The organism is bacterium 336/3 (genome assembly GCA_001281695.1).
Lineage (GTDB): Bacteria > Bacteroidota > Bacteroidia > Cytophagales > Thermonemataceae > Raineya.
Genome location: LJIE01000002.1, coordinates 174510 through 188878, shown reverse-complemented (window position 1 = coordinate 188878; position 14369 = coordinate 174510). Strand labels below are relative to the sequence as shown.

9 protein-coding genes, 2 tRNA genes and 2 pseudogenes are annotated in these 14369 nt (G+C 33.6%); 8 read left to right on the top strand and 5 right to left on the bottom strand.

What is annotated here, in order from left to right; genetic code table 11:
* The first annotated feature begins 837 nt into the window (after positions 1 to 837).
* The 5 genes and pseudogenes from AD998_20125 to AD998_20105 all read left to right on the top strand — a co-directional run bounded on the left by AD998_20125 (position 838) and on the right by AD998_20105 (position 7062).
* Positions 838 to 1827, top strand: a pseudogene (locus AD998_20125) (hypothetical protein).
* 1089 nt (positions 1828 to 2916) lie between these two features.
* A pseudogene (locus AD998_20120) lies at positions 2917 to 3540 on the top strand (succinate dehydrogenase).
* A 185-nt stretch (positions 3541 to 3725) separates the two neighbouring features.
* The gene (gene sdhA / locus AD998_20115) at positions 3726 to 5663 is read left to right on the top strand and encodes a succinate dehydrogenase (GenBank protein ID KOY84731.1); all 1938 of its coding nucleotides are present in this window, start codon (positions 3726 to 3728) and stop codon (positions 5661 to 5663) included.
* Between the two features lie 61 nt (positions 5664 to 5724).
* Positions 5725 to 6246: a hypothetical protein gene (locus AD998_20110; protein ID KOY84751.1), complete on the top strand. Its 522-nt coding sequence runs from the start codon at positions 5725 to 5727 to the stop codon at positions 6244 to 6246.
* 66 nt (positions 6247 to 6312) lie between these two features.
* Complete coding sequence (locus AD998_20105) at positions 6313 to 7062, top strand: fumarate reductase (GenBank protein KOY84750.1); 750 nt, start codon at positions 6313 to 6315, stop codon at positions 7060 to 7062.
* 98 nt (positions 7063 to 7160) lie between these two features.
* Here the strand turns inward: AD998_20105 and AD998_20100 are convergent.
* From AD998_20100 to AD998_20090, 3 genes are all read right to left on the bottom strand, one after another.
* Positions 7161 to 7234, bottom strand: a tRNA-Met gene (locus AD998_20100).
* Between the two features lie 367 nt (positions 7235 to 7601).
* Positions 7602 to 7675, bottom strand: a tRNA-Val gene (locus tag AD998_20095).
* 362 nt (positions 7676 to 8037) lie between these two features.
* The gene (locus tag AD998_20090) at positions 8038 to 8790 is read right to left on the bottom strand and encodes a hypothetical protein (GenBank protein ID KOY84730.1); all 753 of its coding nucleotides are present in this window, start codon (positions 8788 to 8790) and stop codon (positions 8038 to 8040) included.
* A 126-nt stretch (positions 8791 to 8916) separates the two neighbouring features.
* Here AD998_20090 and AD998_20085 point away from each other — a divergent pair, with 126 nt between their 5' ends.
* Together AD998_20085 and AD998_20080 are read left to right on the top strand one after the other, a co-directional pair.
* Positions 8917 to 10395: a nicotinate phosphoribosyltransferase gene (locus tag AD998_20085; protein ID KOY84729.1), complete on the top strand. Its 1479-nt coding sequence runs from the start codon at positions 8917 to 8919 to the stop codon at positions 10393 to 10395.
* Between the two features lie 16 nt (positions 10396 to 10411).
* On the top strand, positions 10412 to 10966 hold the full coding sequence (locus tag AD998_20080; protein ID KOY84728.1) for a hypothetical protein: 555 nt from the start codon (positions 10412 to 10414) through the stop codon (positions 10964 to 10966).
* A 3-nt stretch (positions 10967 to 10969) separates the two neighbouring features.
* Here AD998_20080 and AD998_20075 read toward each other — a convergent pair whose 3' ends face one another.
* Together AD998_20075 and AD998_20070 are read right to left on the bottom strand one after the other, a co-directional pair.
* Positions 10970 to 11593: a hypothetical protein gene (locus AD998_20075; protein KOY84727.1), complete on the bottom strand. Its 624-nt coding sequence runs from the start codon at positions 11591 to 11593 to the stop codon at positions 10970 to 10972.
* Positions 11594 to 11633: 40 nt separating this feature from the next.
* Positions 11634 to 12053 carry a peptide methionine sulfoxide reductase gene (locus AD998_20070; protein KOY84749.1) on the bottom strand — a complete coding sequence of 140 codons (420 nt, stop codon included), beginning with the start codon at positions 12051 to 12053 and terminating at the stop codon, positions 11634 to 11636.
* Positions 12054 to 12340: 287 nt separating this feature from the next.
* Here AD998_20070 and AD998_20065 point away from each other — a divergent pair, with 287 nt between their 5' ends.
* Positions 12341 to 14317 carry an NAD+ synthetase gene (locus AD998_20065; protein KOY84726.1) on the top strand — a complete coding sequence of 659 codons (1977 nt, stop codon included), beginning with the start codon at positions 12341 to 12343 and terminating at the stop codon, positions 14315 to 14317.
* Positions 14318 to 14369: the final 52 nt, after the last annotated feature.

Here is a 14369-nt window from a genome sequence, read left to right as displayed (position 1 = left end):
TGCCGCCCGATTATTATTTTAGAACCTCCTTGTATGAAGATACTTGGAGGTTCTTTTTTTTGACCTATCCTAGAAGATTATTACAGTTTTTTAAGCTATTTTTTTATATTGCAATTTATATTAGTAAATTTATCGAAAAAATAGTCATATATGTTTCGCATATTATCGCAGTTTTTCAGCGTATTAAAATTTAACTTTAGCTCTTTTCGTAGTCGTATTATAACAAGTATTTTGGTTGTAGGATTATTGATGATACTTTTTGCTTATCTTTTGATAGCAAGAATGCTAGAAATTACCAAACAAAATGCATCTATTGCTGATATTTATCAGCCAGTAAAAATATACGCATTTGCATCTTTTCAATATACGAATCAAACTATTTCTCTCTTACAAGGAAACGTGTATACTTCTGATCAAAGGACATTTTCTAAAATAAATGAAGATTTGAACGATTTATGGCTAAAAAAAGCTACTCCTTACTATGATTCTTTAAAAACCGCAATTGGAGAGAGAAGTGAACCAGAATTGTTAGTGAACTATGAAGCAATTACTGATAGGGTTCTTAAACTCGATAAATTAATAAAAGAAGCCATTAAAACTAATAATGAAGACAATAGAAAACCTTTATATTTGATTGATAGACAAGAGGCTATAGATACTTCAGGAAATATTAAGTCAAATAAACCTGTTACTTTATATAATGATAAATTGGCATTTTTATTGACTAATGAAATTGCTCGTTTACAGAAAGAATTGAATAACTATTTTGAACAGTTGATTAATTTTAATGATAAATCTACGGCTAATCTCATTATTAATATTGATTCGGAAAATACATTTTTTGTAATACTTCAAGTTGTATTCTTCATTCTGACATTCTTCTTATTATTTTCTTTGGTTACATTATTAAATAGGAATATAAGTCAAAATATCCAAAAAATAGATATATACACTGAAGAACTATCAAAAGGAAATTTACCCACACCCTTATTTACGAATGTTTTAGAGCTAAATACCATATCAGAAAAATTAAATCTCATAACAAAAAACTTACAAAATCTCAAAAAATTCTCTTCAGGGGTTAGTCAGGGTAAATTTGATGCTGAAATTAATATTTTTAATGGTCAAGGAGATTTAGGGCAATCTATTGCTCAAATGCGAGAAGGTCTGATGGAAGTATCAAAAGCTGATGAGGTTCGTTCATGGAGAAATACAGGTCTAGCTAAATTTAGTGAGATTCTTCGAAGAGAGAGTAACGATTTGGATAGATTATCTGAACAACTTATTGCAGAACTTGTAAAATATGTAGGAGCAAATCAGGGTGGAGTATTCATTGTAAATGATGAAAAAGAGGGTGAAGAGTCATATTTGGAGTTAATTTCAGCTTATGCTTATAATAAAAAGAAATTTGTTGAGAGAAAAATATTAAAAGGACAATCATTAGTAGGTAGAGCATGGAGAGAAGGTTTATCGATTTATCTTACAGAAGTTCCAAATGATTACATTGAAATCAGAACAGGACTAGGAGGAGCCAATCCAAAATATATTTTCATTGTACCTCTAAAAGTAAATCAAGAAGTACAAGGAGTATTGGAGATAGCATCTTTCCATCCCATAGAACCATATCAAAAAGAATTTATTGAGCAAATTGCAGATAGTGTGGCTTCTACGTATTCAAGTAGTAAAGTAAACCGTAGAACGAAGATGCTTTTGGAAGAATCGCAACGTATTACATTTAGAATGCGTGAGCAAGAAGAAGAGTTACGCCAAAACATCGAAGAATTACAATCTACTCAGGAAGAAATGCAAAGAAACCAAAGAGAACTTTCTGAAAAAGAAGGAAATATGCGTGCTCTTTTGGATAATGCCTCTGATGCAATTATGGCATTTAATCATAATTTAAAAATTACGGTTATTAATAAAACCATGCGAAATTTGTATGAGTCTATTGGAGTGTATTTGGATATAGGAAGAACAGTAGAAGAAGCATTCCCAGGGAGAACATTTGAACAAATGAAAAAAGAATTTGCTCAAGTTCTTGGAGGAGATCGTTTTACAACTTATGCAGATGTTATTATTAGAGGGGTTACTTACTATTATGAAATTTTATATAACCCTATTTATAATGAAAGACAAAGGGTAATTGGTGCATCTGTATTTATTGCGGATATAACCCAACAACGTTCTACAGAATTAGAATTGAAAATTAAAGAAGCCAATTTAAAATCATTGATTAATAACACAGAAGATTCCATTATGGCAATGGATAAAAAATATCAGTTTTTAGTTTTCAATGATGTATTTAGAAAGCGTAGAAAAGAATATAATTTCAAAGAAGGAGATAATATTTTTACTACAATCCCTGAACATTTACATGAAGAATGGAAGAAATATTATGATAGAGCTTTAAGTGGAGAACGTTTCGAGAAGGTTATTAAAAGAGATTTAGGAAATAAAAAAATACAATATAGAGAACACTCATTTAATCCTATATTTAATGATGCTGGTGATGTGATAGGAGTATCTGTATTTGCAAAAGACATTACAGAAGCCAAATTGGCAGAGGGTGAAAACCAAAGAATTATGGCTACTTTATTCGAAAAACAAAAACAAGACAAACGAAGAATTGAAGATTTGGAGAAAGAAATCAAACAATTGATGACAGACAAATAATTATTAATGACCTATAAATTATCTATAGGTCATTTTTTATTTCTTGTTTAGAATTATTCAAAATAAAGCAGTATGTATTGTTTTCTTAAAATTCAATTTTAAATTTGAAGTTAAAACATTTTTTATAAACAATCAGTAATTTAAAATACCATACAAAATTATACGAAAATTATGGCTACAACAACAAAAACAGCAAATTGGCTTGTGGATATGCTTACCAGCACTCTGGGTAGAAAGCTTATCATGGCTCTAACAGGAATATTTTTGATTCTTTTTTTAGTGGTACATTTAATAGGTAATTTACAACTTCTAAAAGATGATGGAGGTGCTGCTTTTAATAGGTATGCAGATTTTATGGGACATAATCCTCTTATTCAAATAATTTCTATAGGAAACTTCTCTTTCATTTTATTACATATTGTTACAAGCATTATGCTTACAATGCGTAATAGAACTGCTCGTCCTGTTCAGTATGCTTATACACAAGAAGGTAAAAGTAGTGCTTGGGCATCTCGTAACATGATGCTTCTAGGAACAATTGTATTAATATTCTTGGTTGTACATTTACAAGCATTTTGGGCAAAATCTAAATTTGGAGGCTTAAGTGAAACATCTTTAGATGGTAAGTCTGTTCATAATTTGTATGAAGCTACTCAAATAGCTTTTGCTGAATCTTGGATTGTAGCGATTTATGTACTTTCTATGATTGGACTAGCTTTCCATTTATTTCATGGATTTAAAAGTTCTTTTCAAACATTGGGTTTAAATCATAAAAAATATAGCCCTTTTATTCATCATGTAGGAGTTGTGTTTGCTGTATTTATTCCTGCTGCTTATGCGTGTATCCCTGTTTTGATGTTTTTAAAACAAGAAAGTATGTCTTTATTTGCTTTGGCAGGTGGTTTTGTACTTGCGTTAGGATTATCAATAGTTTTCAAACCTAGAAAAAGTGCTCAGAAATCAGAAGGTGGAGCAGGATAATTATATTTTACAAAAATGAATTATTTTTTGAGTATAGATTTTTTATTTACAAACATATAAAAGTAAAAAATATGAAATTAGATGCTAAAATTCCTGATGGTCCCTTGGGTGAAAAGTGGGATAAACACAAGTTTAATTTAAAATTGGTAAATCCGGCGAATAAAAGAAAATATGATATTATTGTAGTAGGAACAGGCTTGGCAGGTGCTTCGGCTGCTGCTACACTTGCAGAGTTAGGATATAATGTAAAGGCTTTTTGTTTTCAGGATAGCCCTAGAAGAGCTCACTCTATTGCTGCTCAAGGGGGGATTAATGCTGCAAAAAATTATAAAAATGATGGTGATAGTATTTATCGTTTATTTTATGATACTATCAAAGGAGGAGATTACAGAGCAAGAGAGGCAAATGTGCATCGTTTGGCTCAAGTTTCTGTAAATATTATTGACCAATGTGTAGCTCAAGGTGTTCCTTTTGCTCGTGAATATGGAGGATTACTTGACAATCGTTCCTTTGGAGGTGCTCAGGTATCTCGTACATTTTATGCAAAAGGTCAGACAGGACAACAATTATTGTTAGGTGCTTATCAGGCTCTTAGCAGACAAATATCTACGGGAAAAGTACAGATGTACAATCGTACAGAGCTAATGGATGTAGTTGTTGATAATGGTAGATGTAGAGGTATTATTGTAAGAAACTTAGTAACTGGAGAAATAGAGAGCCATTCTGCTCATGCTGTTTTACTTTGTACAGGTGGTTATGGAAACGTTTTCTTCCTTTCAACCAATGCAATGGGCTCAAATGTTTCAGCTGCTTGGAGAGCTCATAAGCGTGGAGCATTATTTGCAAACCCTTGTTTTACACAAATTCACCCTACTTGTATTCCTGTATCTGGCGATTATCAATCTAAATTGACATTGATGTCAGAATCTTTGCGTAATGATGGACGTGTATGGGTACCTAAGAAAAAAGAAGATGCTGAAAGAATTCGCCAAGGAACTCTTTCTCCCAAAGAAATCAAAGAAGAAGATAGAGATTACTTCTTAGAAAGAAAATATCCTTCATTTGGTAACCTTGTGCCTCGTGATGTGGCATCGAGAAATGCTAAATATGCTTGTGATGAAGGAAAAGGAGTAAGTAAAACTGGCTTGGCTGTTTATCTTGATTTTGCTGATGCTATCAAGAGAGATGGAAAATCTGTAATAGAAGCTAAATATGGCAACTTGTTTGATATGTACAAACAAATTACAGATCAAGACCCTTATGAATTGCCGATGATGATTTATCCTGCTGTACACTATACAATGGGTGGTTTGTGGGTAGATTATAATTTGATGACTACTGTACCAGGTTTGTACGCCTTGGGTGAAGCAAATTTCTCTGACCATGGTGCTAATCGTTTGGGTGCTTCGGCTCTGATGCAAGGTTTGGCAGATGGTTATTTTGTTATTCCTTATACAATAGGGGATGATTTAGCAAAGCTTGATATTAAAGAAGATAAATATCCAACTACTCATCAAGCATTTGAGAAGACCAAAAAGGATGTAAAAGAGCGTATGCAAAAAATGTTATCAATCAATGGTAAGCGTACTGTAGATGAGATACATAGAGATTTGGGTAAAATCATGTGGGAGTATTGTGGTATGTCCAGAAGTGCTGAAGGCTTAAAATATGCTAAAGGTAAAATCCAAGAGTTGAAAAAAGAATTCTGGACAAATGTAAAAATTACAGGTACAAACGAAGAATTCAACCAAACACTTGAAAAAGCGTATCGTGTAGCTGACTTTATAGAGTTAGGAGAATTGATGGTAGATGATGCTTTGGATAGAAATGAATCTTGTGGAGGACACTTCCGTGAAGAGTATCAGATTGATGGTGAAGCAAAACGTGATGATGACAAATATGCTTATGTAGCTGCTTGGGAATATAAAGGCGAAAATGAACCAGAAGAGCTTCATAAAGAAGAACTAATATTTGAAAATGTCAAACTAACCCAAAGAAGTTATAAATAAATTAGATAAAACAAATCATCTGCTATGTCTATGGCAGATGATTGTTGTAAATCAAATATTTATGAAAACCATAAGAATTGTATTTGTGTGTTTAGTGTGGATATTGAGTGAGTCTATTTATGCTCAAAAAACGCCCACAGCAGAAAGTGTAATGAAAAATGCTTTTGAGCAAGCAAGCAAAGAAGACAAAAAAGTTTTGCTTATTTTTCATGCTTCATGGTGTGGATGGTGTAAAAAGATGGAAAAAGCCATTTTAGATGAAACATGCAAAGAATTCTTTCATAAAAACTATATAATTACTTATTTGACTGTACAAGAAGGAGCAAATAACAAAGCTTTAGAAAATGCAGGAGGAGAAATGGTGATGGACAATTATGGAGGAAAAGGACAAGGTTTACCTTATTGGGCAATTTTAGATAAAACAGGAAAACTGTTGGAAGACTCTAAAATGCAAGGCAGTAATATCGGTTGCCCTGCGAGCCCTGAAGAAGTAGAAGCTTTTATTAAAAAACTTCAAAATACATCAAAACCTTCTCAAAAAGAAATTGAAGCCGTCAGAGCCAGATTTTTAAAAAACAAGTAATTGATATTGAATTTAGTATAAAGACTTAAAATCCAAAATTATATGGCTGGAAATAGCACACATAAATTGAATCTGACCTTAAAGGTTTGGAGACAAAAAAATAAGAATGATAAAGGCAAAATGGTAGAGTACAAAGTTGTTGCTTCACCTGATATGTCTTTCCTTGAAATGTTGGATGTATTGAATGAGGATTTATTGAAGAAAGGAGAAGACCCTATTGCCTTTGACCACGATTGTCGTGAGGGTATTTGTGGTATGTGTAGTTTGTACATCAATGGGCAACCTCATGGACCCAAACAAACCACTACATGCCAATTACACATGCGTAGCTTTAATGATGGTGATACAGTTTATATTGAACCTTGGAGAGCAAAAGCATTTCCTGTGATTAAAGATTTAGCAGTAGATAGAGGTGCTTTTGATAGAATTATTCAAGCTGGTGGATATATTTCTGTGAATACAGGGGTAACCGTAGATGCAAATGAGATACCTATCCCTAAAGATGTAGGAGGAGAATCTATGGATGCTGCTACTTGTATTGGTTGTGGAGCTTGTGTGGCATCATGCAAAAATGCTTCAGCTATGCTTTTTGTTTCAGCTAAAATTGCTCATTTAGGATTACTTCCTCAGGGGCAGGCAGAACGTTATCGTCGTGTACAGAAAATGATTGCTCAAATGGATGCAGAAGGTTTTGGTGCTTGTACCAATACAGGAGCTTGTGAAATACAATGTCCTAAAGGTATTTCTATCAAAAATATTGCAAGAATGAATAGAGATTATTTTGTAGCTAAACTTGCAACAGAAGAAGCATTATAATTGCAAATAAAATTCAAAATTTAAGCCCGCATCTGTGGGCTTTTTTTATGGAATTTGTATAAAAAATGGGCGGAGGTTCTAACCTAATCCCCCGCCCGTCGTTTTGACAGGAGTCGAACCTGCATGTCTCGGATCATGAGTCCAATGCCTCAACCTGTTGGGCTACAAAACATCAGTTATTCCTTATAAGTGTCTATATTACTGTTCTGAAAATCATATACCTTAGCTCTGCCACTGAGCTACACCCCTATAAAATATAAAGCTACAAAGTAGGGGCGATGGGATTCGAACCCATGCTGTCAGGCTATCAATAACATATCACATATAAAAAATATTAAAACTAAGGCTGTGAAGCAAAACACTTAAGCTAACTCGCTGATACTATCCAAAATGTTTCGTAGACATCTGGTGAAATCAGAAAGGGATAAAACTAAATGTAATACTAAAACTAGCTTCAGAAGCTAAGGTGAGAAAAATATATAGGAAATACAAGAAAAATAAAAAAAGTGGGTGGGGGTCTAACCTTCCCCACACCCGGCTGGATTTGATAGGAGTTGAACCTATGACCCTCTGAGTGTCATTCTGATGCTCTAACCAACTGAGCTACAAACCCAAATTTTTTACATCTAACACACAAACCATTGTTTTGCCGAATAACATAGACATACCTTAGCTCTGCCACTGAGCTACACCCCTATAAAACAAATATTTACATAATAAGTAGGGGTGATGGGATTCGAACCCATGCAATCAGGCTGAAACAAAACAATATTTGTAGAAGATATTTAAGCTAAAACTGCAGAGCGAAACACTAAAACTTATTTTTTAGGTATGCTGATACTGCATACACTAAATTGTTTTGATGCTTATACTAACAATAAGACTATCTCTGTATAGCAAATCTAATAGAAAATCTCATAAAAACAAAAAAGCCCCATTAATTTAGATAATGAGGCTTTTAAGATAAATATAATATTAAGATAAAATATCTTTATGTAAAAAATTAAATACTTTATCTCCAAGTTTAATATTTTGTACCTCAACACTATTGGCTTTGGCTCTTGCAACTTTTACAGCCTCCATTAGTTTTTCAAGGCGTTTGATGATCTCATTCTTTTGAGCAATGGTTAATTTTCCTGAAAAATAAGTAGTTTCATATTTACCTACCTGAAAATCAAGATATAACAACTCTGTTTGAGCAGGATGTTTATCTGTTGCCTCATATTTTACAATTACCTGTGGGCGTTTGATACTTCTGAATTTAACTTCTTCATCTGTTTTATAAACACTTTTTTGGTTATCAAAAGACCATTTTCTTGTAGAATCTAAGACAGGAATAGTTTGGTATAAATCTAAAATTTTTGATAAATGCGATTCTAAAGCCAATAATGAAGTAGCCGAAAAAGTTCCAAAACTTGTATCACCCACTACCAATTCAGCTTTGGCTGTGTTAGAAGCATTGGTTTCTTCTTTGGAAAGGGTAGCATCTAAGGCAGCAACTACATTCTCTTGCAATTCTTCCAATTGTTGCTTTACTGTTTTCACCATTTCTTTGGTTTCATCAGGAATTTGTTCAGAATCTTCTTCTATTGCCACATATTTCTTAATCATTCCATCAAAATAAGGGTCATTCTTTGTGAAAATTTTCTTGGCTTCCCCTAAAGACTCATTTGCTTTGTTTTTACGGTCTTGCTCCACTGCAAGAAGTTCGTATAATTTGTTTGCCATAATTACTTGGTTTTAATTCTTCTCTTAAACCTATAAAAAAAACTATTATAAAAAAAGTTTTTTGTAATTAATACAGCATTTTAGCTGTTTTTGGATATATTGTGAAATAAAATATACTCATTCATTATGCAAATCACGAAAAATCTTTACAGTTCTTCGCTTTCATTATTGACTGACCTTTATCAACTCACAATGGCTTATGGTTATTGGAAATCGGGCAAAGGCGAACAAGAATCTGTATTCAACTTGTTTTTTCGTAAAAATCCATTTAAAGGTGGTTATGTGGTAGCATGTGGTTTGGAGTATATTATGGACTATTTAGAAAATTTCAGATTAGATGAAAGTGATATTGCATATTTGGGATCTTTGAAAGGGAATGATGGAAAAATGCTTTTTGAACAAGATTTTTTAGATTACTTGGCAAATTTAAAATTTACTTGTTCTGTGGAGGCAATACCTGAAGGAACAGTCGTTTTTCCAAATGAACCTTTGATTAGAGTAAGAGGGCCAATTATTCAATGCCAACTGATAGAAACCCCACTTTTAAATATCATCAATTTTCAGAGTTTGGTAGCAACCAAAGCCTCTCGGATGTGTTTGGCTGCAAAAGGGGAAAATGTTTTGGAGTTTGGTTTGCGTAGAGCCCAAGGCATAGATGGTGGACTAGCTGCCAGCAGAGCATCCTATATTGGAGGTTGTGATGCTACATCAAATGTTCTGGCTGGTAAACTATTTGGGATTCCTGTAAAAGGTACACATGCTCATAGCTGGGTCATGTCTTTTGAAAGTGAAATAGAAGCATTTGAAACGTATGCCCAAGTGATGCCCAATAACTGTGTGTTTTTGGTAGATACTTACGATACCATACAAGGAGTGAAACATGCAGTACAAGTTGGGAAAAAATTGAAAGAAAAAGGCTATAAAATGGCTGGTATTCGTCTGGATTCTGGAGACTTGGCTTATTTGAGTATTGAGGCTCGTAAGATTTTAGACGAAGCAGGCTTTCAAGATACAGCCATTGTAGCAAGCAATGATTTGGATGAATATACTGTAGAAAGTTTGAAAAATCAAGATGCTAAAATAACTATGTGGGGAATTGGTACAAAATTGGTAACAGCCTACGACCAGCCTGCATTGGGAGGAGTTTATAAAATAGCTGCTATTCGTAAAAAAGATGGAACATGGAGTTATAAAATGAAGCTTTCAGAGCAAGCTATTAAAGTGTCAAACCCTGGGATTCAGCAAGTAAGGCGTTTTTATAACAATCAAGAGTTTTTGGGAGATATGATTTATGATGATGAAATAATGCCTAAAACAGATTTACATACCATTATAGACCCAATGGATATGACAAGGAGCAAAACATTTGATAACTCCTATGAGTTTGAGGATTTGTTGGTTACTGTTTTTGATAAGGGGAAAGTGGTTTATCAAACACCTCATATTGAAGAAATTAGAGATAGAGTTCAGAATCAGTTATCGAAATTTCATAATGGGGTAAAGCGTTTTGCAAACCCTCATACTTACCCAGTTGGCTTGGAAGAGAATTTATTTAAGCTTAAAATGGATTTATTAACCAAGCTACGTAAAAAAGAACAGATTTAGAACTCAAAAAACATACATGAAATATTTTTTACGCTATTTTTTCAGGGGCTTACTATTTGTAGCTCCAGCAAGCATTACAATATATAGTTTATATTCTATTTTTACGTGGGTAGATACGCTTTTTCCGCATTTACCTATCCCTGGTTTAGGTTTGGTAATTGTTTTAGGAGGCACAACTATTTTAGGATATTTGGGCTCAGCATGGCTTACAAGACCTATTTTACAATTTTTTGATACAATTTTAGAAAAATTGCCATTTGTGCGATTCATTTATTCATCTATCAAAGATTTGACTTCAGCCTTTGTAGGAGAGAAGAAAAAATTTGACAAACCTGTTTTGGTACAACTTTCTCAAGACTCTAATCTGAAAAGATTAGGTTTCTTGACACAAGAAGATTTAGGAGAATTGGGTATAGGAGAGGGAAATGTAGCTGTATATGTGCCTCATTCTTATAATTTTTCAGGAAACTTATACATTGTAGAAAAAAAATTCGTAACTCTATTGCAAGCAGATGGAGCAGATATCATGAAATTTATTGTTTCTGGAGGAGTGATAGATTTAGAAGAATAAAATCTATGCTAATACTTTAGCTTCTAAAAAACTCTTTTTCCGCCAATCTATAAAGCCTTTGGTTGCCATTGCTAAAAAAATAGCATATAAAAGTGTATATAAATAGGCTTCCTTCTGAAAATACATGCCCACATACAAGACATCAGCGATTATCCAAAGAATCCAGTTTTCTACATATTTACGAGCCATGAGCCATGTGGCTACAATACTAAGAGTAGTTGTAATGGCATCCATCAATAAAAAATCTCCTTTCAGCTGTTTAAGAACCAGAAAAACAACCCCAAAACATGCAACACTTGCTATGCTTACCCATACAATAAAATAATTAGGAAGAAATGTAATGGTTAGTTTTTGTGTGGTTTTATCTTTTTCCCCAAATTTCCACTCATACCAACCATATATGGAAGCTACAATAAAGAAAAACTGGAGGTTCATATCTCCAAAAAGTTGGAGTTTATAGAAAAAAACGGCTGAAATAGCAGATGATATAATAGCCCAAAACCAGCCCCAAATGTTGGCTCTGATATTGAGCCATACACAAATAAGACTGGTTATGAAACCTAAAATTTCTATGTAATTTTCCTTTAACCAAAGGATTAGACTTTCTATGGTCAATGTAGTAAGAATTTAATAGTGTTTTGGTGCAAAACTACTAAAAAATAATAGATTACTTATCTTCTGTTTTCTTATTATCTTCTTCTTTTTTGAAATCCATAGATACAGAATTGATACAATAACGCATACCAGTAGGGTTGGGTCCATCATCAAATACATGCCCTAAATGCCCACCACATTTGGCACACATTACTTCTGTGCGAACCATACCATGAGATACATCTGTAGAGGTTACAACAGATTTAGGTAAAACATCAAAATAACTAGGCCAACCTGTTCCAGATTCAAATTTAGTATCTGACTTAAATAATTCATTACCACAGGCAGCACAAGTATAAATACCTTTCTCTTTGTTTTTGTAAAGTTTGCCTGTAAAAGACCTTTCTGTACCTTTCAGTCTCAAAACCCTATATTGCTCTTCAGTGAGACTTTTTTTCCATTCTTCTTCCGATTTTTTGATAGTGAATTCCATATTTGCAACATTTGTTTGATTTTCAAGAGGTTTTCCACAAGACATTAGATCTTGCTGTTTTTGTGCCTGTGTTTGTTTGGGAGTGTTTTGCCCACATGCTGAGAGGAAAATTAACCAAGCAAAACTAATTAAAAAACTGTTTTTCATAAGTGATATATCTAACTAAATAACAAAAAATTAAAACATTTGTTTCTGAAACTTATTTATCTATTTTTACAAATAGATAACATACATACGCAATACAATTCAACTTGGATTTCTCTAAAAATATTATTGATTGAAAAATTATGCTTCAACTCATTAAAGTAGGAGCTGGTGTGCTAAATCAGACTCCTTTAGATTGGGAACGCAATTTCCAAAACATCATAGAAGCCATAGAACAAGGAAGAAAAGAGCAAGTTTCAATTCTTTGTCTTCCAGAACTTTGTATTACTGGTTATGGTTGTGAAGATGCTTTTTATGCAAACAATACCCATGAAAAAGCCCTTGAATATCTCTTAAAGATAGCTCCTTATACTCGTAATATGGTAGTTTCGGTTGGTTTGCCTCTTTTGGTACAAAATAAATTGTTCAATTGTGCTTGCTTAATGGCAAATGGAGAAATTTTGGGCTTTGTAGCAAAGAAATTTTTAGCGGGTAATGGTATTCATTATGAACCTCGTTGGTTTACGGCATGGACTCAAAAAGGCTCAACTACTATCAAGATAGATAACAAAGAGTATAAAGTTGGGGATTTATATTTTAATGTAGGTGGTGTAAAGGTTGGTTTTGAAATTTGCGAAGATGCTTGGGTGGCTAATCGCCCTGGGCGGGCTTTGTATCATTATGGCATAGATTTAATTTTAAATCCGAGTGCAAGTCATTTTGCTTTTGGTAAAATAGAAGTTCGTAAACGCTTTGTTTTGGAAGGCTCAAGAGCTTTTGGGGTGAGTTATGTATATTCAAATTTGCTTGGAAACGAAGCAGGTAGAGCTATTTATGATGGTGGGGCTTTAATTGCTAACAATGGAACTTTGTTGGCAATTGGCGAAAGACTTTCTTTTAAAGATGCAGATATTACAACGGCAGTGATAGATATAAATCTTACACGCCTTTCTCAAATACAAATGCATAATTTTGAAGCTCTTGACGATTTTGGGAACTGTATAGAAGTAGATTTTGATTTTCCTGAAATTTTACCACAACCCAACTTGCCACAAGAAGCTGTTTGGGAGCATAGCAAGTGTATTAAAGAAGAAGAATTCGCAAGAGCCATGATGTTAGGGCTTTTTGATTATATGCGAAAAAGTTATTCCAGTGGTTTTGTGATTTCTTTGAGTGGAGGAGCGGACTCTTCTGCAATTACTTGTTTGTGTAGAATGCTCATAGATTTTGCCATTGCAGAATTAGGTTGGGAAGGATTTATCAAGAAAATTGGCTATATCAAAGGCATAGAAAACTTAAAAAATGCTGACGAAGTAGCTCAAAGGCTTATTACAACAGCATACCAAGCAACAGAAAATAGTGGAGATGTTACATTTACAGCAGCAAAAGAATTGGCTACAGCTCTCAAAGCTGAATTCCATAACCTAAATATTGATAATTTGGTGAAAGAATATCACAGAATTATTGAGGTAGCAATGGGGAGAAAACTAAGTTGGGAAACAGATGATATTGCTTTACAAAATATACAAGCAAGAGTGAGAGCTCCAGGCATTTGGTTTTTTGCAAATCTTAAAAATGCTTTGCTTCTTTCTACATCCAATCGTTCGGAGGCGGCTGTGGGTTATGCCACTATGGATGGAGATACTTCTGGAGGGCTTTCACCTATTGCTGGTATTGACAAAGAATATCTGCGTTATTGGCTTCGTTGGCTTGAAAGCCAAGGAGTTGGTGAAAAATACACGATTTCTGCACTCAGTTATGTGAATAAGCAACAACCTACAGCAGAGTTGCGTCCTAAAAGCTCTATGCAAACAGATGAAAGTGATTTGATGCCATATAATATTTTGGATGATATAGAGGAGTATGCTATCCGAGATAAACGTTCTCCAATTGAGTGCCTGCTACTTTTAGAACAAAAGTACCCACAAACAGACAGATTACAATTAAAAGCTTGGGTAGAAAAATTCTTTAAACTTTGGTGCAGAAACCAATGGAAAAGAGAACGTTATGCTCCAAGTTTTCATTTGGATGACAAAAACCTTGATCCAAAAACTTGGTGTCGCTTCCCGATACTTTCAGGTGGTTTTGGAAAAGAATTGCAGGAGTTAAGAGATTTTTAAGATTAAAAAAATACAAATTAAAAAGCTTTGGATTTTTAATTTCAAGATTGAT

What these genes read in the sequence shown, in the direction of transcription:
- AD998_20085 (KOY84729.1), top strand. Translation starts at nt 8,917, where the DNA reads ATGCAAATCACGAAAAATCTTTACAGTTCTTCGCTTTCATTATTGACT.
- AD998_20080 (KOY84728.1), top strand. Translation starts at nt 10,412, where the DNA reads ATGAAATATTTTTTACGCTATTTTTTCAGGGGCTTACTATTTGTAGCT.
- AD998_20110 (KOY84751.1), top strand. Translation starts at nt 5,725, where the DNA reads ATGAAAACCATAAGAATTGTATTTGTGTGTTTAGTGTGGATATTGAGT.
- sdhA (KOY84731.1), top strand. Translation starts at nt 3,726, where the DNA reads ATGAAATTAGATGCTAAAATTCCTGATGGTCCCTTGGGTGAAAAGTGG.
- AD998_20070 (KOY84749.1), bottom strand. Translation starts at nt 12,053, where the DNA reads ATGGAATTCACTATCAAAAAATCGGAAGAAGAATGGAAAAAAAGTCTC.
- AD998_20090 (KOY84730.1), bottom strand. Translation starts at nt 8,790, where the DNA reads ATGGCAAACAAATTATACGAACTTCTTGCAGTGGAGCAAGACCGTAAA.
- AD998_20065 (KOY84726.1), top strand. Translation starts at nt 12,341, where the DNA reads ATGCTTCAACTCATTAAAGTAGGAGCTGGTGTGCTAAATCAGACTCCT.